At 71.2% G+C, this 24,231-nt stretch carries 21 protein-coding genes; 11 read left to right on the forward strand and 10 right to left on the reverse strand.

Features of this window, described 5'->3' with window-relative positions; genetic code table 11:
- The first annotated feature begins 8 nt into the window (after window positions 1-8).
- Genes ACZ6Z4_RS06070 through ACZ6Z4_RS06080 form a run of 3 tightly spaced genes read left to right on the forward strand, consistent with a single transcriptional unit; the run spans window position 9 to window position 4,137 of the window.
- A complete protein-coding gene (locus tag ACZ6Z4_RS06070; protein WP_465558665.1) occupies window positions 9-746 on the forward strand; it encodes an LPXTG cell wall anchor domain-containing protein in 738 nt (245 codons plus the stop codon).
- Window positions 743-3,859: an HtaA domain-containing protein gene (locus ACZ6Z4_RS06075; RefSeq protein ID WP_465558667.1), complete on the forward strand. Its 3,117-nt coding sequence runs from the start codon at window positions 743-745 to the stop codon at window positions 3,857-3,859. The genes ACZ6Z4_RS06070 and ACZ6Z4_RS06075 overlap by 4 nt, the downstream gene beginning before the upstream one ends.
- Window positions 3,856-4,137 (forward strand): DUF2470 domain-containing protein, encoded by a 282-nt coding sequence (locus tag ACZ6Z4_RS06080; protein ID WP_465558669.1) that lies wholly within the window; start codon window positions 3,856-3,858, stop codon window positions 4,135-4,137. The genes ACZ6Z4_RS06075 and ACZ6Z4_RS06080 overlap by 4 nt, the downstream gene beginning before the upstream one ends.
- Here the strand turns inward: ACZ6Z4_RS06080 and ACZ6Z4_RS06085 are convergent.
- The 6 genes from ACZ6Z4_RS06085 to ACZ6Z4_RS06110 all read right to left on the reverse strand — a co-directional run bounded on the left by ACZ6Z4_RS06085 (window position 4,123) and on the right by ACZ6Z4_RS06110 (window position 10,946).
- Window positions 4,123-5,907, reverse strand: coding sequence for a sensor histidine kinase (locus tag ACZ6Z4_RS06085; RefSeq protein WP_465558671.1), 1,785 nt, complete (start codon window positions 5,905-5,907; stop codon window positions 4,123-4,125). The genes ACZ6Z4_RS06080 and ACZ6Z4_RS06085 overlap by 15 nt on opposite strands.
- Window position 5,908: 1 nt before the next feature.
- Entirely contained in the window at window positions 5,909-6,601 is a 693-nt protein-coding gene (locus ACZ6Z4_RS06090; RefSeq protein WP_465558673.1) for a response regulator, read from the reverse strand.
- 640 nt (window positions 6,602-7,241) lie between these two features.
- Window positions 7,242-8,393, reverse strand: a complete 1,152-nt coding sequence (locus ACZ6Z4_RS06095) for an ABC transporter permease (protein ID WP_465558676.1) — start codon at window positions 8,391-8,393, stop codon at window positions 7,242-7,244.
- A gap of 53 nt (window positions 8,394-8,446) precedes the next feature.
- Window positions 8,447-9,115 carry an ABC transporter ATP-binding protein gene (locus ACZ6Z4_RS06100; RefSeq protein ID WP_465558678.1) on the reverse strand — a complete coding sequence of 223 codons (669 nt, stop codon included), beginning with the start codon at window positions 9,113-9,115 and terminating at the stop codon, window positions 8,447-8,449.
- A complete protein-coding gene (locus ACZ6Z4_RS06105; RefSeq protein WP_465558680.1) occupies window positions 9,112-10,326 on the reverse strand; it encodes a peptidoglycan-binding protein in 1,215 nt (404 codons plus the stop codon). The genes ACZ6Z4_RS06100 and ACZ6Z4_RS06105 overlap by 4 nt, the downstream gene beginning before the upstream one ends.
- Window positions 10,323-10,946, reverse strand: a complete 624-nt coding sequence (locus tag ACZ6Z4_RS06110) for a hypothetical protein (RefSeq protein ID WP_465558683.1) — start codon at window positions 10,944-10,946, stop codon at window positions 10,323-10,325. Before ACZ6Z4_RS06110 ends, ACZ6Z4_RS06105 begins: the two co-directional genes overlap by 4 nt.
- A 130-nt stretch (window positions 10,947-11,076) precedes the next feature.
- Here ACZ6Z4_RS06110 and ACZ6Z4_RS06115 point away from each other — a divergent pair, with 130 nt between their 5' ends.
- On the forward strand, window positions 11,077-12,192 hold the full coding sequence (locus ACZ6Z4_RS06115) for an NAD(+)/NADH kinase (protein WP_465558685.1): 1,116 nt from the start codon (window positions 11,077-11,079) through the stop codon (window positions 12,190-12,192).
- A 40-nt stretch (window positions 12,193-12,232) separates the two neighbouring features.
- The gene (locus tag ACZ6Z4_RS06120; protein ID WP_465558687.1) at window positions 12,233-13,330 is read left to right on the forward strand and encodes a mannose-1-phosphate guanylyltransferase; all 1,098 of its coding nucleotides are present in this window, start codon (window positions 12,233-12,235) and stop codon (window positions 13,328-13,330) included.
- A gap of 72 nt (window positions 13,331-13,402) precedes the next feature.
- Here the strand turns inward: ACZ6Z4_RS06120 and ACZ6Z4_RS06125 are convergent, their stop codons facing one another.
- From ACZ6Z4_RS06125 to cofD, 3 genes are all read right to left on the reverse strand, one after another.
- Window positions 13,403-14,071 (reverse strand): DUF3105 domain-containing protein, encoded by a 669-nt coding sequence (locus tag ACZ6Z4_RS06125; protein WP_465558689.1) that lies wholly within the window; start codon window positions 14,069-14,071, stop codon window positions 13,403-13,405.
- 135 nt (window positions 14,072-14,206) lie between these two features.
- Window positions 14,207-15,181, reverse strand: a complete 975-nt coding sequence (locus tag ACZ6Z4_RS06130; protein WP_465558691.1) for a coenzyme F420-0:L-glutamate ligase — start codon at window positions 15,179-15,181, stop codon at window positions 14,207-14,209.
- Window positions 15,178-16,155: a 2-phospho-L-lactate transferase gene (gene cofD, locus ACZ6Z4_RS06135; protein ID WP_465558693.1), complete on the reverse strand. Its 978-nt coding sequence runs from the start codon at window positions 16,153-16,155 to the stop codon at window positions 15,178-15,180. Before cofD ends, ACZ6Z4_RS06130 begins: the two co-directional genes overlap by 4 nt.
- A 138-nt stretch (window positions 16,156-16,293) precedes the next feature.
- Between cofD and ACZ6Z4_RS06140 the strand changes: the two genes are divergently transcribed.
- The 4 genes from ACZ6Z4_RS06140 to ACZ6Z4_RS06155 all read left to right on the forward strand — a co-directional run bounded on the left by ACZ6Z4_RS06140 (window position 16,294) and on the right by ACZ6Z4_RS06155 (window position 22,770).
- Window positions 16,294-17,613, forward strand: a complete 1,320-nt coding sequence (locus ACZ6Z4_RS06140) for a hypothetical protein (RefSeq protein WP_465558695.1) — start codon at window positions 16,294-16,296, stop codon at window positions 17,611-17,613.
- Window positions 17,614-17,966: 353 nt separating this feature from the next.
- Entirely contained in the window at window positions 17,967-18,218 is a 252-nt protein-coding gene (locus ACZ6Z4_RS06145) for a WhiB family transcriptional regulator (protein WP_020389877.1), read from the forward strand.
- Window positions 18,219-18,382: 164 nt separating this feature from the next.
- Entirely contained in the window at window positions 18,383-21,295 is a 2,913-nt protein-coding gene (locus ACZ6Z4_RS06150; protein ID WP_465558697.1) for a glycosyltransferase, read from the forward strand.
- The gene (locus tag ACZ6Z4_RS06155; protein ID WP_465558700.1) at window positions 21,292-22,770 is read left to right on the forward strand and encodes a DUF5719 family protein; all 1,479 of its coding nucleotides are present in this window, start codon (window positions 21,292-21,294) and stop codon (window positions 22,768-22,770) included. The genes ACZ6Z4_RS06150 and ACZ6Z4_RS06155 overlap by 4 nt, the downstream gene beginning before the upstream one ends.
- Here ACZ6Z4_RS06155 and ACZ6Z4_RS06160 read toward each other — a convergent pair whose 3' ends face one another.
- Entirely contained in the window at window positions 22,771-23,217 is a 447-nt protein-coding gene (locus ACZ6Z4_RS06160; protein ID WP_363676612.1) for a metallopeptidase family protein, read from the reverse strand.
- Between the two features lie 31 nt (window positions 23,218-23,248).
- On the opposite strand from ACZ6Z4_RS06160, the gene ACZ6Z4_RS06165 reads away from it, so the two are divergent.
- Together ACZ6Z4_RS06165 and ACZ6Z4_RS06170 are read left to right on the forward strand one after the other, a co-directional pair.
- Window positions 23,249-23,656, forward strand: coding sequence for a DUF3499 domain-containing protein (locus ACZ6Z4_RS06165; protein WP_465558703.1), 408 nt, complete (start codon window positions 23,249-23,251; stop codon window positions 23,654-23,656).
- A gap of 211 nt (window positions 23,657-23,867) precedes the next feature.
- Entirely contained in the window at window positions 23,868-24,212 is a 345-nt protein-coding gene (locus tag ACZ6Z4_RS06170; RefSeq protein ID WP_465558705.1) for a WXG100 family type VII secretion target, read from the forward strand.
- Window positions 24,213-24,231: the final 19 nt, after the last annotated feature.

Here is a 24,231-nt window from a genome sequence, read left to right on the forward strand (position 1 = left end):
TAAGTTAGGTGAGGCTAACCTATGCGTGTGTCGCTGGATTGTTGGTCGGAGGGATCTGGGGGATCGGGTCGGTCGCGGACGCCGCGCCGGCCGCGACCGGTCCGCAGGGGCAGGTGGTCACCGTGTCGCGCAGCCAGGGGCTGGACCCGGCCGGGACCTCGGTCACCGTGCGCGGCCGCGGTTTCGACCTGAACAAGGGCATCTACGTCGCGTTCTGCGTGAACAAGGGCCCAGGGCAACTGCCGTCGCCGTGCCTGGGCGGCGTGGACATGCAGGGTGCCTCCGGCACGTCGGCGTGGATCTCGTCCAACCCGCCCTCGTACGGCGAGGGGCTGGCGACGCCGTTCACCCGCAGCGGCGGCAAGGGGTCGTTCGAGGTGCGGCTGACGGTGAAGGCCAAGGACCAGTTCACGAACTGCCTGGACCCGAAGGTCGCGCCGAAGGGGTGCGTGATCGGGACCCGCGCGGATCACACCAGGACGGCTGACCGGACCGCGGACGTGCTGATCCCGGTCGGCTTCGCGGGCGCCGGGTCCTCGAAGCCGAGCGCGACGCCGACCTCGTCGACCACGCTGGCCAAGCCGACCGTCACCGACGACAAGACCACCGCGGTGAAGCAGCAGGGCGGACCACTGGCGAACACCGGCGGCACCACGATGTCCCTGCTCGTCGCCGCCGCCGTACTGGCCGTCGTCGGCACCACCACGATCCTCGCCACCCGCCGCCGCAAGGAGCCCACCGCATGACCCGCCTCCGTGGCCTGTTCGTCGCCCTGGCAACGCTGGTCGTCGCTTCCGGAAGTGCCTTGTCCGCGGTGGCCGCTGCCCCCGTGGTCTTCGAGCCGAAGCTGGAGGTCTCCAAGACCACCGGTGTCACCGACGGCGAGGAGCTCACCGTCCGGGGTTCCGGCTTCGACCCGGCCGCCAACCTCTCGACACGGGTTCCGGTGACGCCGGGGCAGCCCGCGGGCGTGTACGTCGTGTTCGGCTCGTTCGCCGACGACTGGCGGCCGTCCACCGGCGCCGACTCGACGACGCGCACGCTGCTCGACACCAAGTGGGCGCTGCCGCAGGCGTCGTACGACCAGGTCGGGACCGACTTCCCGAACCAGAAGCCGCGGCTGGTGCCGCTGAACGCCGACGGGACCTTCGAGGTGAAGGTGAAGGCGAAGACCGTCGCCGAGAACCCGCGCAACTACGGCGTCTACACCTACCCGGGTGGCTCCGCGGTCAACGCGGCGCACGAGCTCGCCGTACCGGTGACGTTCGGAGGTGGCGGTGAGCCGGAGCCGGAAGAACCGCCGGCCGGCAGTCTCGACTGGGGGCTGAAGGCATCGTTCCGGACCTACATCGAGGGCAGCATCGCGCACGGCTCGATCACGATGCGCGAGCCCGCGACCCGGAACGCCGACGGCACGTTCCGCTTCCCGGGTGGGAGCGGGACGGCCGAGCAGGTCGGCTTCACCGGCGGCGTGTACTTCAAAGGCCACGAGATGCAGGCCGGCAACCCGCTCCTCGAGGTCACCGTCACCGACGTCCGGGTCACGATGAGCGGGAGCGCGGGAACGGTGATCGCCGACGTTGTCAGCAAGAGCCTGGAGACCGGGCAGCCCGCGACGTACGACGACGTGGTGCTCGCCGACGTCGACTTCAGCGCGCATCCGGTGGTGGCCAAGGACGGCGTCGCCACCGTGACCGCGGCACCGACCAAGCTGACCGCGGCGGGGGTTCCGGCGTTCGCGAACTTCTACCCGGCCGGTACGGCGCTCGACCCGATCAGCTTCTCGGTCGCATTGACGACGGCGCCGGTCTGGACGCCGAAGCTGGAACTCCTCGGTGCCGACGGGCAGCCGCTGGGGACCGTGCCTGCTGCCGGGACGACCGTGACGGTGCGCGGGAGTGGGTACGACCCGGCCGCGAACCCGTCGACGCGGCCGCCGGTGACGCCTGGGTTACCCGCCGGGGTGTACGTCGTGTTCGGGAGTTTCGACGAGGTTTGGCAGCCGTCGAAGGGCGCGGCGGCGGGGACGCGGCGGGTGCTCGACCAGAAGTGGGCGCTGCCGGACGCCTCGCGGCCGGGGGCGGCGAACCCGGCGTACGTGACGTTGAAGCCGGACGGGACGTTCGAGACGACGCTGACGGTGAAGCCCGCTGACACCGCGAGCGGGACGTACGGCGTCGCGACGTACGCGGCGGGTGGAGCGTTGCCGAACGCGGCGCAGGAGCTGTTGAAGGTGGTTGCCTTTGGCAACGCTGTGAAGCCTGCGTTGACGGTCTCGCCGGCGGTCTATCTTGCGGATGGACAGGCTGTTGTGGTGAAGGGGACCGGTTTCGCGCCTGACCGGGCGCTGTACATCGCGCAGACGCCGCAGGGCACGGTCGGCGAGTCGAACCCGACGCCGTTCTCGGGTGCGCAGCGCGTCGTGACCGGTGCGGACGGGACGTTCGAGGCGACCGTCGAGACGGCGGTGACGTTCACCAACGAGGGCGTCGACGTGGACTGCCTCGCGGCCGCCTGCCACATCGCGAGCTTCAACTCGCCGCTGGCCTCGGACAACGAGGTCGTCGATCATCGCGGCGACCGGTCGCAGGACGTGTTCCAGAAGATCACCTTCAAGCCCGCCGGGCCGCAGCCGGTGCTGCCGGTGGTGACGACGCAGCCGGTCGCGGCGTCGGTGGTCGGCGGGGGCACCGCGAGGTTCACCGCGGCGGCGACCGGTACGCCGGTGCCGACGGTGCAGTGGGAGCGCAGCGCTGACGAGGGGAAGAGCTGGGCTCCGATCGCGTCGCCGTCCGCGGTGACACCGGCGTTGAGTCTCGCCGGGGTCGCGGCGGCGGACGACGGGTCGGGGTATCGCGCGGTCTTCAGCAACGAGGCGGGCTCGGCGACGTCGTCGGCTGCTGTGTTGAGGGTTGTGGAACCTGCGGTGAAGGTGTCGCCGGAGGCTGTGCTGCCGGGGGCTGAACTGCTGGTCGAGGGGACGGGGTTCCCGGCCGGTTCGAAGGTGACCGCGGAGGTCGATCCGGGGTCGACACCGGGCGCGCCGGAGTTCAGCTTCTCGAACGGTCACGGGCAGACGGTGGTCGTGAGTGGGCCGGGACTGAAGGTTGCCGGGGGCAAGTTGATGGTGGCCGAGGGGGCGAAGGTGTCGGCGCGGATCAGTGGGCTGGTGAACAGCAAGGCGAACTCTGTGGAGGCGCCGAGTGGGTTCTACCTGCTGACCGCGGTCGACAACGGGCCAGGAAAGCACGCGTCGCCGGCGATCGGGGGTGCGGACATGAGCGGGGCGTCGGGGACGTCGCAGTGGATCACGAACTACCCGTACGCCGGGTCGGAGGAGCTGGTGGTGCCGATCGGGGGTGATCTGGTGGCGACGACCTCGGTGGAGGTGAAGTCGTTCGACGAGAACACGAAGTGTGCTGAGGCGGTGAACGGGTGCGTGCTGTATCTGCGGGCGGATCACCGGTCGACGGGGAATCGGTCGTTCGATGTGCGGATTCCGTTGGTGTTCGGCGGGGAGCGGCAGGCTTCGGTGGGTCAGCACGTGGCTGGTGCTGACGGAACAGTCAGCTTCCGGTGGAAGGTGCCGATGTCGTTGGCGGTCGGGAAGCACGTGGTGACGCTGTCGGTCGACGATATTGTTGCTAGTAGCAACTTTTCTGTCAAAGCAGTTGTTCGTACTTCTCCTGTACAGATTCCTTCAGACCCACCTGTGAGTGACACCCCGACCAAGCCGACGGGTGCCTCATTGGCCAGTACCGGTGGAGCGACGTTCTGGCTGCCGGTCGCGGGTGGCGTGCTGTTGCTGGTTGGGGCCGCGCTCGTGCTGGTGGCTCGACGGAAGAAGGCGTCCTCATGAGCGACCCGTTCACCCCGGACATCGTCTCCGCCGTGCTGCGGCACATGAACGAGGACCACGCGGACGACTCGCTGCAGATCGTCCGCGCGCTCGGCGGGTACCCGGACGCGGTCAGCGTGCAGCTGGCCACCATCGACCCGGCAGGCGCCGTGTTCGCGGTGACCGTCGCGGCGGGCGGCGTCGTACGGGTGCAGCTGCCGTGGTCGGAGCAGATCGTCGAGCGGCCGCAGTTCCGGCGCGAGTTCGCGCGGATGCACGCGGAGTCAGTCGACAGGTAGCCGGACGGTGAAGGTCGAGCCCTGGCCGAGGGTGCTGCGGGCCGTGACCTGACCGTGGTGCGCCTCGACCAGGCTGCGGACGATCGCCAGGCCGAGGCCGCTGCCGCCGGTGTGCCGGTTGCGCGACTGCTCGGCGCGCCAGAAGCGGTCGAAGACCTTGGGGAGGTCCTCGGGGGAGATGCCGGTGCCGGTGTCGATCACGTCGATGACCACGTCGCTGCCCTCCCGGCGGCCGGTCACACGGACACTGCCGCCCGCCGGTGTGAAACGCAGGGCGTTCGCCACCAGGTTGCCGACCACTTGGCGGAGCCGGATCGGGTCGGCTTCCAGCTCGAGCTCCCCGTCCGCCCCCGCCGGGGCGGACGGGGAGGGGGCGGAGGTGAGGGTGACTTCTGCGGCTCCCGCCTCCGAGTGGTGGGCGGCGACGACCTGTTCCAGCAGCGTCGGCAGATGAACGCGTTCGGGGTGGATGCGGAGGTTGCCCGCGTCCGCCGTCGCCAGGTCGCGGAGGTCGTCGATGATGTGCTGGAGCAGCGCGGCCTCCTCGCTCAACGACTGGATGAACGCCTGGTCGGGCTTGGTGACGCCGTCCTCGACGGCCTCCAGCCAGCCGCGGATGTTGCTCAGCGGCGTCCGCAGCTCGTGCGCGATGTCGCTCACCATCGCGCGCCGCAACGCCTCCGTCCGGGCGCGGCTGTCGGCGAGCTCGTTGAACGCGGCTGACAGCTGCCCGATCTCGTCGCGTCCCCGCACGCGGACCCGGACCGACTCGTCCCCACCGGTCATCCGCCGCGACGCCCGGGTCAACGCCCGCAGCGGCTGCACGAGCCGGAACCCGCCCGCGACGGTGATGATCACCGTGATCAGCAGCACCGCGGCCGCGACCCCGGCGATCCGTTTCTGGTTCGTGGGCGACAGGTCGAACCCGGCCTCGGCGCGGCTCGGGGTGTTCACGAACAGCCGCGCGAGCGGAGCGACGTACGGGTCGAGCTGGGTGCGTCGGGACTGGGTGACGCAGGCTTCGATCCGTTCGCTCGGTACGCCGTCCGGCGGGACCGGGCCGCTGACGTCGGGGTCGAAGACCGACCAGGTCAGGTCCGGCTGCAGCTTCACGGTGAACTGGATCTTCTGGCTGGCCAGGCAGGTGTTGATCAGCGTCTGCAGATCGCTGTACGGCTTGCGCTCCGAGCGGGTCAGCTGATCGAGCACACCCTGGGTGTCGCAGCTGCTGATCGTTGCTTCACTGGCGCCGACGATCCGCGGGCGGCCGCTCGGCGTGGTCTGGATGATGCCGACGCCGGTCCGGCCGCGCACACAGTTCAGGACCCGCTTCGCGACGTCGCCGAGGAACTTCTGGTCCGCCGCGCTCAGCTTGAACGGGCCGACCACGCGCGGGTCGATCCGGTCCGCGCCGCCGAGATCGGGGTCGACCGCGAACGGGTCGATCGTCACCGACGACGCGCTCGCGAGATCCTTGGCCGGTCCGGCGATCAGCTTGCGGTCGTTCGTGGTGAGCGTGATCTGCCGGCCGGTCTCGCGGCTGAGCTGCTCGATCAGCGTGCCGACACCGGGCCAGGCGGCGTGCGTCGCGGCGTACCCGAGCAGGGCGTCGTAGATCTTGCTGTCGTCGGCCAGCGCCCGGCCCTGCTCCTGCTGGATCGCGACCGTCGTACTGCGGGCCGCCAGCCACGCCGTCGCCGCGATCGAGCAGAGCGAGACCAGGACGGCGCCCGCGAGCAGCCGGACCAGGATGCTCCTGCGGGCCGCCATCTCAGGCGTCGGTCAGCTTGTAGCCGACGCCGTACACGGTCAGCAGACGGACCGGGCGGCGCGGCTCCGGCTCGATCTTCTTGCGCAGGTTGAGTACGTGGGTGTCGATCGTGCGGGTGGTGATGTACTGGTCGATGCCGTGCAGTTGCTCGAGCAGCTGGGCCCGGGTGAAGACCCGGTGCGGTTTCGCGGCCATCGTCGCGATCAGGCGGAACTCGCCCGGCGTACAGGCGACCTTCGTGCCGTCGGCGAACAGCTCGTGGCGGTCCAGGTCGACGGTGAGCCCGCCGACGCGCAGCATCTGGTCCGGCTCGGCACTGCTCGGAGCCTGCCGGCCACGCCGCAGCAACGTGCGGACACGGGCCGCGAGCTCGCGCGGGCTGAACGGCTTGGTCATGTAGTCGTCGGCACCGAGATCGAGGCCGAGCAGCATGTCGTCCTCCTCGGTCCTCGCCGTCAGCATCAGCACCGGAAGGTCGGACTCGCGACGCAGGATCCGGCACACGTCCAGCCCGTCGACCCCGGGCAGCATCACGTCCAGCACCAACAGATCCGGCTGCAACCGGCGAACCTGCTCGAGCGCGGCCCGCCCGTCGCCGACCACGACCACCTGGTGATGCTCCCGCTCGAGATACCGGCGAACCAGCTCAGCCTGTTTCGCGTCGTCCTCGGCCAGCACGACCTGCGCACACATGGCTCCCACTGTAGGTCGGCCGGTCGTTGCTCCCGGCACGCTCACGCCGACCGGGACGAGATCCTGACATTCGGCGTCGCCGAACCCGGGCGCCCCCACGCGTCGCAGTCCTGACACCCGCCCGCCCCCGCCGCCACCGGTTGCACCCAGCCACCGCCCTCACCTTGGCGGCCATCCGCTGCACCGCTCCCACCCGTTGCGGCCCTGGCACCCGCTCCACACCAGCCGCCACCCGTTGTACCCAGCCACCGCCCACACTCGGCCGCCAACCGCTGAGGCCCGCCGCCCCCTTCACCCCCAATGCCCCCGGGGTTGCGCCCCCGCCGCCCACCCGAACGCGACTTTGGGCACCGGCCAGCCATTTCTGGACCGGCAAAGTGGCTGGGCGGTGCCCAAGGTTGGGGGGTGGATCGGAGCGGGGCCGGACTGTGGCTGAGCCGGCGAGCTCCTACGGCGAGGCGGCCTGGGCTCGCTCGTCGGGTTGAAGGCCAACTTTGGGCACTGGCCAGTCATTCTGGGGCTGTCGAAGTGGCTGACCGGTGCTCAAAGTGGGGATGGCGGGTCGGGGGTGGGGGTGACTTTGGGCACCGGTCAGGCGTTTTGGTGGCGCTGGAGTGGCTGAGTGGTGCTCAAAGTGGGATCAGTCGGCGGCGAGGGCTTCGGTGGGGGTGAGCAGCGACGCCCGTACGGCGGGGTAGACGCCTGCGAGGACCCCGACCGCGATCGAGGCGCCGATTCCGGCCAGGAGGGCGTTCACCGGGACGACGACCGGCCAGGCTTGCGAGTTGGCGTAGGCGATCACGCCGAGGATGCCGAGGCCGGCGCCGAGCAGGCCGCCGATCGTGCAGAGCACCACGGACTCGGTCAGGAACTGGCCGCGGATCTGGCCGCGGTTGGCGCCGAGGGCGCGGCGGAGGCCGATCTCGCGGCGGCGTTCGAGGACGGAGATCACCATCGTGTTCGCGACGCCGATCCCGCCGACCAGGAGGGCGACGCCGGCCAGGCCGAGGAAGAGGGTCGAGAACGCGTTCTGGGTGATCCGCTGGGCGGCCAGGGCCTCGGACGGGCGGCTGACCTGGACGAGTCCGGGCTGCTCGGGGTTGAGGGTGCGGCCGAGGACGGCGCGGACGTCTTCGAGCGAGGTGTCGGTGGCGCGGACGTAGACGACCGACGGGCGGCCGTCGAACCCCAAAGAGGTCTTGGCGGCGTCCCAGCCGACCAGGACGGATTGCTCGACGTCCGGGGCGAGCGGGGAGCGGGCGAGGACGCCGACGACGGTGAACCAGGTGTCGTTGAGCAGGATCCTCGGCTTCGGCCGGCCGGGTGGGAGGTCGGTGATGCCGAGCCAGGTCGCGGCTTTCGCGCCGAGGACGACGGTCGGGAAGCGCTCGTTGGCGGCGGTGAGGAAACTGCCGGAGTGGATCTTTGCTCCGAGCAACGGGAGGAGGTTGGGTTTGCTGGCGAGCACGGTGATCCCGGTGCTGCCGCCGTCGACCTTGTCCGTACGGCGAACGCCGGCGTGCACGTTGGCGACGCCACTGACCTCCTGCACCGGGCCGATCCGGCCGGCCATCCCGATCGATGCCGTCGGCAACCCGGCGGGCTGGTCCTCGCCTTGGTTGGGGACCGCCGCGGCCCGGAGGAGGTCGGGGCCAAGCGAGGCGAGCTCGTCCATGACGGCTTGCTGGCTGGAGGCGGGGATGCCGGTGACGACCACGACGGTGGCGATGCCGATGGAGATCCCGAGGGCGGAGAGGGCGGCGCGGAGGGGTTTGGTCCTGAGCCTGGTCAATCCAAGGAGTAAGAGATCTGAGAGTGCGAGACGGACAGGTGCTGTCACTTTCTTCATGTGGTCACCAGGCGGCCGTCGCGGACTTCTACTTTTCTGGGAAGTTGCGCCGCGATCTCCCGGTCATGGGTGATCACCGCGATGGTCGTTCCGGTGCTGTTCAGGGTGGTCAGAAGGTGGAGGACCGCCTGACCTGTGGCCGTGTCCAAGGCGCCCGTGGGCTCGTCGGCGAGGACCAGTGCCGGGTTGTTGACCAGCGCCCGCGCGATGGCGACGCGTTGGCGTTCGCCGCCGGAGAGCTCGTGCGGGCGGTGGGTGGCGCGGTGGGAGAGGCCGACCTTGTCGAGCGCCTCCAGGGCCAGCGGCTTGCGCTGCCGCCGCGGTGTACCGGCGTACAGGAGGCCGGTGGCGACGTTCTCGGTGGCGGTGTGGCCCTCGGACAGGTGGAACTGCTGGAAGACGAAACCGATCGAGCGGCCGCGGAGGGCGGAGAGTTGCCGGTCGGAGAGGGCGGTGACGTCGTGGCCCTGCAGCTCGACCGTGCCTTCGGTCGGGCGGTCGAGGGTGCCCATCAGGTTGAGCAGCGTGGACTTGCCGGAGCCCGACGGGCCGACGATCGCGAGCAGTTCGCCGGAGTCGATGCGCAGCGAGACGTTGTCGAGGGCACGCACCCCACCGGCGTACTGCTTGACCGCGTTCCTCAGCTCGACGACAGGGGCGCTCACGACGTCGTCACCACCTTCTGGCCGGCCTGCAGGCCGGCGCCGGTGATCTCGACGTTGCCGTCGGCAAACATTCCGGTCTTCACGCCGACCAGCGACGTCGCGGTGCCGTCGACGACCTGTACGGCGTACCCGCCCTCGCGGAGCGCCAGCAGCGCGGCGACCGGTACGACGAGCACGCCCTTGCGGACCGCGCCCGGGACGGTGACGGTGGTCGGCCCGGAGTCGATCCCGGTCGCGGCGGACTGCTGGTCGAGGGCGATCGTCGCGGTGACCTGCGGCTTCTTGGTGCCGTCGGCCGGGTTTCCGTCGCTCGGCGGCGGGGCCGCGTCGGTGCTGACCGCGCGGACCGTGCCGGTGGTCGCCTTGCCGTTCGGGAGCGTGAGTTTCACCTTCACCCCGGCGCGGACCCCGGCGGTGTCGTCGGCGTCGAGCGGGAGCGTGACGACCTTCTCGGTCGAGGTGACACCGAAGACGTCGGCCGGGGCGGGATCACCGAGGGCGACGGCGATCGAGTCGATCCGGACGGCGTTCGGGAGCACGACGACCGAGGCCGGGTCGAGGACACCGGTCTGGTCGAGGTCGAGCGACTTCTGCCACTGCTTGATCGCCTTCGTGGTGGCGGCGGTGAGCTTGTCGCTGCCGGTGGTGCCGAGGAAGCCGAGGGCGGCGAGGTTCTGCTTGACGACCTTCACGTCGGGGCCGGCCGGGGGTTTCGCGGGTGGGTTCGGCGGTGGGTCGGACGGGGATTTCGCCGGGGAGTCGGGCGGAGAGTTCGGCGGCCCGGCGGGGTCGTTCTCGGGCGGTGGGGTCTTCTTCGCCGGCGGAATGCCGAGGGTGCGGAAGAGCGGGGTGCTGCCGTAGAAGAGCACGACCGGCTTGTCGTCGACGCGCAGCAGGACGTCGCCGCGGCCGACGGTGGTGCCGGGCTTCGGCAGCCAGGTGATCGTGCCGGTCGCGCGGGTCTTCACGGTTTTGCGGCCGCCGTACCCGAGGTCGCCGGAGAGCTCGCGGGCCTGGGAGAGATCGGTGCGCTGGATGGCGACGGTTTCTGCCGGATCGGGTCCGTCCGCGGCGACCGCCGGCGGCGGCTTGTCGAAGACGCGAAAGCCCGCGTAGCCGGCGCCGACGACCAGGACCGCCCCCAGCGCCAGCGCGACCGCCCGGCGCGGGCGGCCGCGGCCGCCCGCGGGCGGCGTACGGAGGGTGCTCACTTGCCGGCCACCTCGCGCTGGCACTCGGGGGTGAGGTCCATGCCCTTGCGGATCGACTCGGCGTCGTTCTGCGGGCCGCCCAGCGAAGGGCCGACGATGCCGGTGTCGGCGCCGGTCGACAGCTCGACGTACTTGACGCCCTTGTTCTTCAGGCACTGCACGACCTTGCGGCCGAAGTCGAGCGCGTCCGGGTTCTTCGCGTCGATCTCCCAGGCCGGCAGCGGCAGCTTGTTCGCGCAGGTGGCGCCGGCCTTCTTCGCCTTCTCCGGGTCGGTGGTCCGGCCACCACTGCCGAGGACGCCGGACTCCTTCGGCTTCGACCGCTCGGACAGTACGTCGATGCCGTTCTCCTTCATGCAGACCAGGTAGCCCTGGTACAGCCGGTCGCGGTCGGCGGCGGTCATGTCGATCCGCTCCCGGACCCGCCCGGCGTCCGGGTCGGCGGCGGACTGCTGGCCCGACGGCTGGCCGGTGGCGGCCTTGCCGGGCGTCGGCGTGGTCAGCGTGGCGATCTCGGGCGTCTTGTCCGCCGTACCGGCCGACGAGCTGCCCCCGCAGCCGGTGGCGAGCACCGCGACGAGGAGCAGCGGAACCCAGCGGATCAGTCGTGTCGTGGTCATACCGGCCACTGTGCGAGGCGAATGTCAGGGAAATGTCGGCCGTCGGTGGCGATCTTGTCCGGAAGCCCTACGGTGGTGCAGACAGGGCCGGAGCATCCGCCGGTCCGGCCGGGATCAGAAGGAGAACACCGTGCCCATCAGTCGACTCGGTCTGGTCGTGCACCAGGGCCGTCCGCTGGCCGTGCAGGCCGCCGACGTGGTCCGTGCCTGGTGCAAGACCAACGACATCGGCTGCACCGACATCGACGTCTGGAAGCAGCACGAGGACCGCCGCGGCGGGATGGACGAGCTGCACCACGCCGGCAACCCGGACCTGGTCGTCACCCTCGGCGGCGACGGCACCTTCCTGCGCGGCGCCCGGATCGCGGCCAAGAACGACGCGGCCGTGCTCGGTGTCGACCTCGGCAAGGTCGGGTTCCTTACCGAGGTCGCCTGCAGCGACGTCGAGGCGGCGCTCGAGGCCGTGCACCGCGACGAGGCAACGATCGAGCAGCGGATGACGCTGACCATGCGCGCGTCCCGGGCGCTGGAGATCCCGACCGGCATGGACGCCCTGCTGCGGTACGGGCACGGCCCGGCGCTGCCGCCGCCCGCCGTCCGGCCGGAGACGGATGCGGACGGGTGGGGTGTCGCGCTCGATGTGACCGCGCTGAACGATGTGGTGCTGGAGAAGCTGGCTCGGGACCACCAGGTCGCGCTCGGCGTGTACCTGTCCGGGCGGCTGCTGGCGTCGTACTCGGCGGACGCGGTGATCGTCGCGACACCGACCGGCAGTACGGCGTACAGCTTCGCGGCCGGTGGGCCGATCCTGTCGCCGACGACGGAGGCGATCGTGTTCACGCCGGTCGCGCCGCACATGACCTTCAACCGGACCGTGATCGCCGCGCCCGACGAGCCGATCGGGCTGCGGGTGCTGCCGCACTCGGGGCAGGCCGCGGTCAGCATCGACGGGCAGCTGCGGGGTGTGCTCGATCCGGGGGACTGGATCGGGGTCTACGGGTCGACGCGGCCGCTGCGGCTCGTTCGGCTGCGGCCGACCGACTTCTACGGGCGGCTGCGCGACCGGTTCCGGCTGACCGACGCGCCCGCGACCGGGATCGACGGCGAGTCGGACGCGGTCTGGGTGCCCAGCGGCGGCGAGGTGCCGGCCGACATGGCGCACCTGCGGCTGCCGTCGGCCACGCCCGTCCCCGAAGTACCGGCGGGGGAAGCGTGCGAGGTTCCCGAGGACGAGCAGACCAGCTGATGAAGTTGTCTGGTCGGCCGGGCAGGTAGGGTTCCTCCTCATGCGGAACGTGGTGATTCTGGCCGGCGGCTCGGGCACGCGGCTGTGGCCGTTGTCCCGGGCGGACAAGCCCAAGCAGGTGCTGCCGCTGGCAGCCGGGAACTCGCTGCTGCGGGTGGCGTACGACCGGCTGGCCGGTCTGGTCGACCCCGCGAACATCTACGTCTGCACGGTCGCGGCGCACACCGACCTGGTCCGCGAGGAGCTCCCCGAGCTCGGCGAGAACAACATCATCGGCGAGCCGGTCGGGCGCGACACCGCGAACGCGGTCGGCCTCGCGTCGGCCGTGGTGGCCCGCAACGACCCGGACGCCGTACTGGCGATCGTCGGGTCGGACCACCTGATCACGCCCGAGGCCGAGTTCCGGCAGGCGATCGAGAGCGGTTTCGAGCTGGTCGAGCAGCGGCCGCGGTCGCTGGTCACGTTCGGGATCGAGCCGACGCATCCGCACACCGGGCTGGGGTACGTCGAGCGGGGCGATCAGATCGACGGTACGGCGGCGTACGTGGTGGACCGCTTCCGGGAGAAGCCGGACCGCGCGACCGCCGAGGAGTACCTGGCCACCGGGCGGTTCTGGTGGAACTCCGGGATGTTCGTCTGGCGGGCCGAGACGGTGCTGAGCGTGCTCGACGCGCTGCTGCCCGAGTCGGCCGCGCAGCTGCGCCAGGTCGCCGCCGTCTGGGACACCCCCGACCGCGACGCGACCCTCGCCGAGATCTACCCGACGCTGCGCAAGATCTCCGTCGACTACGCCGTCATGGAGCCCGCCTCGCAGGGCAAGGTCGACGCCGACGTGGTGGTCGTCCCGATGCCCGTCCACTGGCTCGACGTCGGCTCCTGGGCCGCACTGGCCGGCACCTACGAGGTCGATGCCCGAGGCAACCGCCACGACGGCTCGGCGCTCAGCTGCCTGCTCGACTCCAACGACAACGTGATCGTCACCGACGACCCCGACCACCTGATCGCGGCGGTCGGCCTGCGCGGCCACATCATCGTGCACACCCACGACGTCACCATGGTCTGCCCACTGGCCGACGGCGAACGGGTCAAGGACCTGGTCGCCCAGGTCCAGTCCGACCACGCCGAACGCTACGTCTGACCCACCAGCACGCCGTACGGCAAAGGGCACCCGATCCACTGGATCGGGTGCCCTTTCAGGCAGAAGTGGAGATCAGCCGCCGTTGGGCTCCTGGGCGTCCAGGGCCGGGAACTTGTCCATGAACTGGGTCAGGGCCTCGCCGGAGACCGAGCCGCAGAACTGGCGGTGGCCGAAGGCCTCCGTGGCGCCCTGGGCGTTGCCGCTCCAGTGCGAGAAGGCGACGTTCTTGCCCTCGGGCCAGGCCGGGCCGTCGGCCTCCTTGAACGGCGCCGCGATGAACTTGCCGAGCGAGGAGTCGGGCAGCTTCGCCTTGGAGATCTGCTCGATCTGGTCGATCTGGTCCTTCGGCAGGGTGTCGCGGTACCACAGGATCGTGTAACCGTGCTCGAGGTTGTGCACCAGGTTCGGCACCGGCGGCCGGTCGTCGGTGCTGTAGAACTTCTTGCCGAACGGCGCCCAGGTGGCGTAGTGCGGGCCCGACGACGGCGGCGACACCGGGTAGGCGATCACCTCGCCGTCCGGCTTGTGGTCCTGCGTACCGCTCGCCTTGTCGTCGATCACCTTGTCGCACGAGGCGCCGGAGGCGGCGGTTCCGAAGGAGGACAGGGCCTGGTCACGGGTCCGGGAGTCCTGGATCAGCTTGATCGCCGGGTAGGCGATGATCGCCAGGCCGACCACGATCGAGGCCGCGACGATGAGCAGGGTGCGGCGCTTGTCGGACCGGGCCTGGTCCCGCTGCATCTTCTCTACCATCTCGCGGCGCGACTGCTTCTGCGACGACGCTTTACCCACAGTGATTGGTCTTCCGATCCGGGCGGTCCGGCGCCGCCGTGCGGATGCAGTGTACGCAGCCCGCCTGAGAAGTTGCCTAGAAAACTAGTCCAAGCGTGAGCCGAACGTGACCGTCGCCTCACTGCCCGAACCGGTCCGGACGGTGACGCCGTAGCCCTCGGCGTGCAGCAGGACGGCCAGCCGTTCGGCGATGATGCCGACCGCGACGGGGTTGTCGCCGAAGACCGTCACGGCGCTGTCGCCGACCTCCAGGTGCACGTCCTCGTCGTTCACCAGCAGCCCGTCCCACAGCGCCGGGTCGACTTCGCGCGGCCCACCGGGCGGCGTCCGCTCCAGTACGGCGGCCCGCGCGGCCTCCCGGGTGCCCAGGCTGAACATGTCGTTCTCCGCGTCGCGCACCAGCGCCCGCGCACCAGGCCCGTGCTCGCCGACCGCCAGGACGACGTCCGAGAGCCCGCGCAGTACGGCGACCGGCACCCCGTCGGCCTTGCCCTTCACCAGCTCGCCCGCTGACGCGATCTCGTCGGCCACCGCGGGCTCGGTGACGGCCAGGACGTTCCCGTGCGAGTCCGTCGTGCCGCGCAGATCCTCCACCACCCGTACGCCGGCCGCCCCGATCGCCAGGTCGGTCTGGCCGACCCGCCAGGGCCGCCCGAGCGTGTCGGTGACCACGACGCCGACGTTGACGTCGTACCGGTCCTTCAGGGCGGTCCGCAGCTCGCGCGCGGAGTGGTCCGGATCGACCGGGAGCAGCAGCACCGTGCCCGGCGCGGTGTTCGACGTGTCGGTCCCCGCGGCGGCCATCACCAGCCCGTGCCGGGTCTGGACGATCCGGGTGTCGCCGCGGCGCGCGACGACGCGGACCAGTTCGGCGTCGACCGCCTCGGCGCGGGTCAGGTGGGTCAGGCGGTCCTCCGCCTTGCTGACGATCTTCGAGGTGACCGCGACCACGTCGCCGTCGCGCAGGTCGGCCGCCTCGCCGATCAGCGCGGCCAGGTCGTCCCCGGCCGCGACCTCGGGCAGTCCGGTGACCGCGAAGATCTCCAGGTGCTTCCTCATCGGCGTACTGCCTCCGCCAGGCTCAGGGCCGCGTCGGCCATCGCCGCGGTCAGGGACTCGTCGGTCATCCACAACGGCACGGCCTGGGCGTGAATTCCGGCGCCGGCGATCGAGTCGAGCTGGGCGGCGTCGGAGGTGTCGATCAGCCACCCGTCCAGGACGCCGCCGCGGGCGCGGGCGCCGTAGTACCGGGCGACGGCGGACGCGGTCGACTCGACCCCGACGGCGGCCAGCACCTTGTCGGCCATGCCGCGGACCGGGCCGGTGCCGATGATCGGCGACAGCCCGATCACCGGTGCCGCGGTGTCGCGGACCGCTTCGCGGATCCCGGGCACGCCGAGGATGGTGCCGACCGAGACCACCGGGTTCGACGGCGGCAGGATCAGTACGTCGCAGTTCGCGATCGCCTCCAGCACGCCGGGCGCCGGCTTGGCCTTCTCCGAGCCGACCGCGACGATCTGGTGCGCGGGCACCTCGGCGTGCAGCCGGACCCAGTACTCCTGGAAGTGGATCGCCTTCTTGGCGCCGGGGGCGTCCGGGTCGTCGATCACGACGTGGGTCTCGACCCGGTCGTCGCTCATCGGCAGCAGCCGCACCGGCAGCTTCCACCGCTCGCAGAGCGCCTGGGTGACCGCGCTCAGGCCGTACCCGGCGTCCAGCATCTGGGTCCGGACCAGGTGGGTGGCCACGTCCCGGTCGCCGAGGCCGAACCAGGTCGGCTCCACGCCGTACGCCGCCAGCTCCTCCTTGATCACCCAGGTCTCGTCCTCACGTCCCCAGCCGCGCTCCTTCGAGATCCCGTCCCCGAGCGTGTACATCACCGTGTCCAGGTCGGGGCAGACCCGCAGCCCGAACAGGGTGATGTCGTCCGCGGTGTTCCCGATCACCGTGACGTCGGCGTCGGGCCGGGCCTTCAGCAGGCCGCGCAGGAAGGTGGATCCGCCGATGCCACCGGCCAGCACTGTCAATCGCATGGGAAGAGTCTGCACGAGTCGTCAATCGGACGAGCCACCGCACGACTATGCTGCCATGCGTCCGACAACAGTTCCGAAGTGTGTTATCCGCAGTTGCCTCGAATAACGCACGGCCCCCCAACATCCCGAGGAGCCCTCGTGGTCACCGACGCAACCAAGAAGCTCAGAGAGCCGGTCGCGTACATCCTTCTCGCCTTCGCCGGCCTGGTCGCCCTGGCCTCGCTGCTCCAGCTGTTCGTCGGCGGGGCCGGGTTCACCGCCTCCGCCAGCGGGGTGCGCAACGTCCTCACCCCGCTCGAGGTGTCCGGCCTGCTGCTCGCGGCGGTCCCGGCCGTCGCGGTGTGGCTGGTGGCCGAGGCGGGTGAGCGCACCCCCAACGCCCGGACCGTCGCGCTGGCCGCGCTGGTGATCGTCGGTCTGACCGCGCTGGTCGACCTGATCACGGTGTTCGCCGTCTTCGGTTCCTCCAGCGACGCCGGCCCGAAGATCGCCGGCTTCCTGGTCGGCCTCGGTGGGCTGGCCGTCTACGGCGCCTCCGGCTACTACGTGCTCAACACCTTCCAGACGCTGCCCGCCCCGGTGCGCGTCCCGAAGCCGGCCCAGCAGGGCCAGTTCGCCGGCCAGGGCCAGGGCCAGTACGGCGGCCAGTACGGCGCTCAGCAGGGCGGCCAGTACGGCGGCCAGCAGGGTCAGCAGTACGGCGCCTACGGCAACCAGTACGACCAGGGCGGCCAGGGGCAGGGCCAGTACGGCCAGTACGGCGCCGGCGCTGCCGCCGGTGCGGCCGCGGGTGCTGCCGGTGGCTACGCCGCTGCTCAGCACGGCGACCAGCAGTGGCCGCAGGAGCAGAACTGGAACCAGGGCGAGCAGCAGCAGGCCTGGTCCGCCGACGACCAGCAGGGTGACCAGCAGGCCTGGTCGGCTGCCGAGGCGCAGGGCGCCGAGCCGACCCAGCAGTGGAGCCCCGAGGGTCAGCAGCAGTGGGGTGGCGCCGACGCGCAGGGCCAGCAGTGGCCGCAGGAGCAGCAGCAGTGGGGCGGTGACGCCGGCCAGCAGCAGTGGGGTGGCGCCGAGGCCGCGCAGTACGGCCAGCAGGGTCAGTCCGAGTGGCAGGGCCAGGAGCCGGCGCAGCACCAGGCCGGTCAGCACGACGCCGGCCTGCAGGAAGCCGCTGCGCACGACGTGGCCGAGCAGCCGCAGCACGAGGCCGGTCAGGCCGCGGGCGAGGGCTGGTCGGACCAGAACTGGCAGCAGGGCGGCCAGACCTGGCAGGGCGACGAGGCTGCTCCGGCAGCGACGCCGCAGGCCCAGCCGGAGACCGAGGCGGCCGACGAAACCCGTGTGGATCCGCGGGTTTCCGAGGACCGTGCCGACGCCGCGAAGGACGACGACCAGCCGCAGCAGCCGGGTGGTCAGGGCCAGGCCGGACAGCAGGGCTGGTGGTCGCAGCCGTCCTGAGCGACGGCCCTGCCGGGCCGCGAATGTGGCGGACAACGCATTCCCGTACGGCAGGTTCGTGCCAATCCTGGAACGGTTTCCGGTGGTTGACACCGCAGTGAGGAGTCCGAGAGGCCTGTGTACACAGGCCTCTCGTTCTTTTGCAGCCGTGTTGCGGATGCCGCCAATAGCAGACCACGGCTTGACTTTCGTGGATTGCAGGAATGTAATTTCAACCGTGTCGTTCGTTGGACACTCGGTATCGGGGACCGTTTTCAGCACACAGAACGGTCGAGGTCAGGCATGTGGACCGCACTCCACATGTACAGGGGAACGAACAGGGTCGAGGAGGTCGTACCGTGACAGAAACGCTGCTGGCGATTGTCGACGGTGAGGCGATCGAGGAGGAGCCGAACTGGCAGGAACGGGCGCTGTGCGCCCAGACCGACCCAGAGGCTTTCTTCCCGGAGAAAGGCGGATCCACCCGCGAGGCGAAGAAGGTCTGCCTCGGTTGTGACGTCCGGGGCGAGTGCCTCGAGTACGCACTGCAGAACGACGAGCGCTTCGGGATCTGGGGCGGGCTGTCGGAGCGGGAACGCCGCAAGCTGAAGAAGAAGGCCGTCTAGCCACAAGTCAACACAAACTTTCGCGTGAGGCCCCGGTCGGAGACTGTCCACCGGGGCCCGCGGCTGTTTACGGGCGCCTGCGCACTTCGCGTAAGGTGAGGCCTCGCCGTGACCCTCAGGGTTCGTGGCAGGCCGATCCTTCCCCTTGAGGTGCAGCGCTCCTGATGGAACCCGAAGCTCCGGCCGGCTGGGACTTCTTCGACGCCGTCGACTTCCCGACCGGACTCACCGACGACCCGATGGGTCGCGCCCAGGTCCGGCACGTCGTCACCGCCGTCGTGGTCGGCCACGAGGGAGCCGCCTGGCTGCCGCGGCTGACCGAGGCGCTGTGGGCGATGGCCCGCCGCCCCGACCGGCTGATCGCGATCGACACCGGTTCCACCGACGACACCGCCCAGCTGCTGGCCGAGATGCCCGGCGTCGAGCCGGTGGTCAGCATGTCCGCCCGCACCGGCTTCGGCACGGCGGTCACCCGCGGCCTCGAAGCGGTCGGCTTCGCGCCGATCCCGTCTGCGGTCGGCCCGTACGGCGACGACGGCCACGCCCCGGTCGTCGAGTGGCTCTGGCTGCTGCACGACGACTGCGCGCCGGCCCCCAAGGCGCTCGAACAATTGTTGCTCCAGGCCACTTTGTCGCCGGAGACCGGGATCTGGGGCCCGAAGCTGCGGCTCTGGCCGCGCGACCGCGAGCTGCTCGAGGTCGGTGTCACCACGTCGCTCGGCGGCCGCCGCGACACCGGCATCGAGGCCGGCGAGCTCGACCAGGGCCAGCACGACCAGCCGCGGCAGGTGCTCTCGGTGAGCTCGGCCGGGATGCTGGTCCGGCGTGATGTCTGGCAGGCGCTGCACGGGTTCGACCCGCGGCTGCCGATGTTCCGCGACGACCTCGACTTCGGCTGGCGGGCCAGCCGCGCGGGTTTCCGGGTCGGCGTCGCACCCGACGCGGTCGTCTACCACGCGCAGGCCGCCGCGACCGGCGAGCGTGCCCTGGCCGGCACCCGGCGGCACGCGTACCAGCTGGACCGCGCCCACGCCTACTACACCGTCCTGGCGAACGCGCCCGGCAAGCTGCTGCCGCTGCTGATCCTGCGCTTCCTGGCCGGCACGATCCTGCGCTCGGCCTGGTTCCTGATCGGCAAGACGCCGTCCGGCGCGGTCGACGAGTGGACGGCGTTGCTCGGTACGGTCCTGGCCGGCGGCTGGACGCAGGCCCGCAAGGACCGCCGCCGCCTCGACAAGGTCCCGTACGACGACATCAAGGGCCTGTTCTCCCGGTCCGTGCACGCCCTGCGGCACAACCTGGAGGAGACCGGCAGCACGATCTCCGAGCGGCTGCGCGAGGCCTGGGCCGACGAGCCCGAGGAGCAGGCGCCGACGTCGGCCCGCCGCGCCAAGAGCACGGCCCGGGTCGCGGTCGACCAGCCGCGCTGGCGCCGGCAGTTGATCCGTCGCCCGTTCCTGGTCGCCTGGGTGGTGCTCGCGATCGGTGCGATCGTCGCCGCTCGCGGCCTGATCGGCGGCGGCGTCCTCCGGTCGAACCTGATGCTTCCGCCGCACGAGACGCTCGCCTCGCTGTGGCACGCCGCCGCGGCCGCGCCGGAGGGCGTCACGCCGCCGGCCTGGCTGGCGCAGTTCTGGGCGCTGTCGACGGTCACCTTCGGCCCGTCCGGTGCGACCAACCTGCTGCTGCTCGGAGCGATCCCGCTGGCCGCGCTGGCCGCGTGGGCGTTGCTGCGCGCGTTCGTCGTCGACCGGGTGGCGCGCGCGTGGGGCGCTTCGGCGTACGGGCTGGCGGTGTTCACCAACGGTGCGATCTCGCAGGGCCGGATCGGGACGGTGGTGGCCGCGATCGTGCTGCCGCTGCTCGGCGCGGCGGTGCACACGGTCGCTCGCCGCCGGCGCGTGGTCATCCAGGGCAGCTGGCGAGCCGCGTGGTTCGCCGGGATCTGCCAGGCGGTGCTGTTCGCCTTCACCCCGGCGCTCGGGCTGCTGGTCGGCATCGCGCTGGCCGCCGGTGCGGTGCTCGGCCTCGGCTGGCGGCGGCAGGGTCGCCAGCTGGTGTTCTCGGTGGTGCTCGGGCTGGTGCTCGTGCTGCCGTGGACGATCCAGCTCGTGCTGCACCCGTCGCGGCTCGGGCAGGAGGCAGGTGGTCCTCCGACCGCGGGCGTCGGCCCGGGCGACAGTCTCGCCAACCTGCTGACCGGTACTCCGGTCGGCGCGCCCGCGCCGTGGTGGTTCGCCGTACCGCTGATCCTGGTGGCTCTGCTCTCCCTGACCCGTGAGACCCGGCAGCGGTACGAGCTGGTCGGCTGGTTCGCCGCGCTGGCCGGTCTGGCCGGCACGCTGATCGCCAGCCGCCTCGGTGGCGGCAGCGGGCCGCTGATGTTCCTGATGACGGCCGGCTGGATCATGACCGTCACCGTCGCGTGGGACTCGGTCGGCAAGTCGGCCGACCTGATCGTCCAGGGCGTGCTCGGGATCGTGCTGGTGGCCTCGGTCGTGACGGCCGGGTTCTGGCTCGTCCGCGGAGACGACGGGCCGCTGTGGCGTGGACCGGCGCAGGACCTTCCGGCGTACCTGGTGTCCTCGCAGGGGCCGCCGCAGAACGCTTCGATCCTGGTCGTCCGCAAGGATCCGGCCAGCGCGACCCGGTTCTCGCTGGTGCGTGAGGGCGGGCCGCGGATGGGCGCGCTGGAGGCGGCGCCGAAGCCGGAACAGACCAAGCCGATCACCGACGTGCTGTCCGCGCTCGGTGGCGGCGGGACCGGTGAGGAAGGGCGGCAGCTGGCCGCGCTCGCGGTCGACTACGTGTACCTGCCGGCGCCGGTCGACCCGACGCTGATGTCCACGCTCGACTCGCTGCCCGGCCTGACCCGGGCCAGCGCCGCCGACAACGACGCGTCCTGGCTTGTCGACCGGACCAAGATCGAGGGCAAGACCCCGGTCGAGTCCCAGGTCCGCAGCCTGTGGCGGGTGCTCGGGATCATCGCCTGGCTGATCGCCCTGATCTTCTGCCTGCCGAGCGCCCGACGTACTGTCGCCGTCCCGCACGGCACCCACGCCCGGAGGAGCTCGTGACCGCCCTGCTGTCGGACCTCAAGGTCCGGATCGGTGCCTGCGTGCTCGCGCTGGCGCTGGCCGGCGGGGTCGGTGTGGTGACCAAGCCCAAGGCCGCGACCACGCGCGCGGAGGGCGTCGAGGAGCCGGCCCGCACGGTCGTCAACCGGACCGCCCTCGCCTGCCCGGTGCCCGGTGCGGGCGTCAAGACGCAGAGCCAGGTCAGCGCGGTCTCCCCGACCCTTCCGGACGGTACGCCGACCGCGGCCGGCGACGAGGCACCGCTCTCGATCGCGCCGCTCGACACGACCGCGAACCCGGTCGGCTCGGTGCTCGCCCGCGGCCGGATCGCCTCGACCGCCCCGACCAGCAAGCTGGTGACCCTGGGCATCCAGGGCACCGGCCCGCTCGCCGCCGGGACGGCCGCGACCGCGACGACGACCGCCGACGAGGGCGTCAACCGCGGCATGGCCAGCGTCCCGTGCGTCGTACCGGGCTCGGACTTCTGGTTCGTCGGCGCCTCGGCCGCGCCCGGGCGGCGCGACGTGCTGGTGCTGACGAACCTGGACAGCATCAACGCCGAGGTCAACGTCTCCCTGTACGGCGCCGCCGGGCAGCTGGAGGCGCCGAACGCTCGCGGCGTCGTCGTTCCGGCGCGGGGGACCACGGAGATCTTCCTCGGCCAGGTCGCCGCCGGGCAGCGGGATCTGGCGCTGCACGTCGAGTCGACCGGTGGGCGGGTCGCTCCGGCGGTCCGCGACAACGCGACCAACGGGAAGGTCCCGGCCGGGGTGGACTGGCTGAACCAGTCGGCGACGCCGGCCGAGAAGATCGTCGTGCCGGCGATCGCGCCGGGTGGCGGCGTACGGATCCTGACGGTGGCCAACCCGACCGATCTGCAGGCGACCGCGAACATCACCGTGAACGGGCCGAACGGGCCGTTCAAGCCCGCCGGGCTGTCGACGATGCAGATCCCGGCCGGGTCGGTGAAGGTGATCCGGCTGGAGAAGGTGCTGCACGGTGACGCGTCGGCGGTCACCATCACGTCCGACCAGCCGGTGACGGCGTCGGCGCGGGTGACGGACTCCACGGTCCGCGAGTTCGCCTCGATCGGCGCGACGGAACCGCTGCGCGGTCCGGGGTACCTGGTGCTGCCGGCGCACTCGCAGCCGGCGGTGCTTCAGGTGACCGCGCCGGGGGAGACCGCGGGCGTCAAGTTCGAGCTGCGGGACGCGGCGAACAAGATCGTCCAGGCGCGGTCGGTGGACCTGGTGGGTGGCGCGACGACGCTGATCACGTTCAAGCCGCAGCCGAAGCCGACGTACCTGATGGTCGAGCAGCTCCGCGGGGACATCGTCGCGGGTGTCACGCTGATGCCGGCCGCGAAGCCGGACGAGGACGACGTCCCGCAGGTCGCGGTCTGGCCGCTGACCACGTCTTTGGTCTTCCGCGCCCAGCTGGGCGCCCAGCCGGACGTCGGCGCCGCGCTGAAGTAGTCAGTCTTCTTCGGCGTCGAAGTCCGGGTCGATCTGCTCGGGGGACAGCGCCAGTACGTCGGCCAGCTCCAGCACGAGGGCCGAGCGGACCAGCCAGGCCAGCCCGGCGCCCGAGCGCTCGGCGCGGAGCTCGATCGGGCGGCGGAAGACGACGATCCGGTACGGCTCGTGCGACGTGCCGCCGGTGGAGTGCGTGAGCGGGATCTCGCCCGCGTGCGCGTCCAGGTTCGGCACGTCCTCGATCGCGAACTCGACCCTGGCCACCACCTGCGGCAGCCGTTTCTCCAGCCGGGTCACCTCGATCGCGACCACCTCGTCGAACTGCGCGGCGGCGGAGCGCTGCAGCGGGAGTCCGCGCGGCGCGAAGCTGCTGGGCCGGCTGATCGGCCCGAGCATGCCCCGGCCGTGCCGGTCGATGTGCCTGCGATGACGGCGAGCCTCGGTCACGCGCTCAGCCTAGTGGGGGTAACGTCTGGTCGTGAGCATCGCCAGGATCTGTTCGCGCGCCGCCTGTCACCGGCCGGCGGTGTCGACGCTCACGTACGTGTACGCCGACTCCACCTGCGTCCTCGGCCCGCTGGCCACCTACGCGGAGCCGCACTGCTACGACCTCTGCGCCGACCACGCCGACCGGCTGACCGCGCCGAACGGCTGGGAAGTGATCCGGCTCGCCCCGGACCCGGCCGCCGCCGGCCCCTCGTCGGACGACCTGGAGGCGCTCGCTAACGCCGTACGGGAAGCCGCGCGGCCGCTGCCGCCGCGGGAGACCGGCCGTCCTGGGTCCACCACGCCGGGCGCTCCGGTCGAGGTCGCCCGCCGTGGGCACCTGCGGATGCTGCAGGACCCGAGCAACGCGCACAACCAGGGCAACACCGAACAGGGCTGACCGCTGCTCTCTCGTCCTGACCGGTACGGATCAGGCGTTGGTCCGGCAACTGCCGCGCCGGCGCCGAATGGCGTGAACTTGCCGGTCCAGACCGCTTGTTGCTGTGATACATAGCTTGTCTATTGGTCGTATATGGTGACTAATCATCCTTGATCATCAGGGGCGGTCCGCCGACTGCCCGTGACTACGATCGAGGACGAGGCTGAGCAGGATGGCTGAACAGAACACCGTCGACACCCAGAAGATGCTGCGGGCCGCGCAGAGCTTCTACGACAACCACCAGAGCATTCGCGGCCAGGTCCAGAGTCTGCAGAGCGACCTCGAGGTCCTCTCGGTGAGCTGGGTCGGCGAGGCCTCCCACCTGTTCGTCACCAAGGCGATGGACGGCTTCTGGCAGCTGTGCGACGACGTCCTCGACGAGCTGTTCGCGCTCTCGCAGGACGTCGAGACCTCCGCCGCGCTGTACGCGCAGGCCCACGGCCAGACCCTCGACCAGGCCTCGCAGCTGGCCAACCAGCTCGCCAACGCCTCGGCCGGCCTGCCCGGCTTCGACTGACCGGCTCGTTCCGCAACCC

Source organism: Kribbella sp. NPDC104740 (genome assembly GCF_055583505.1).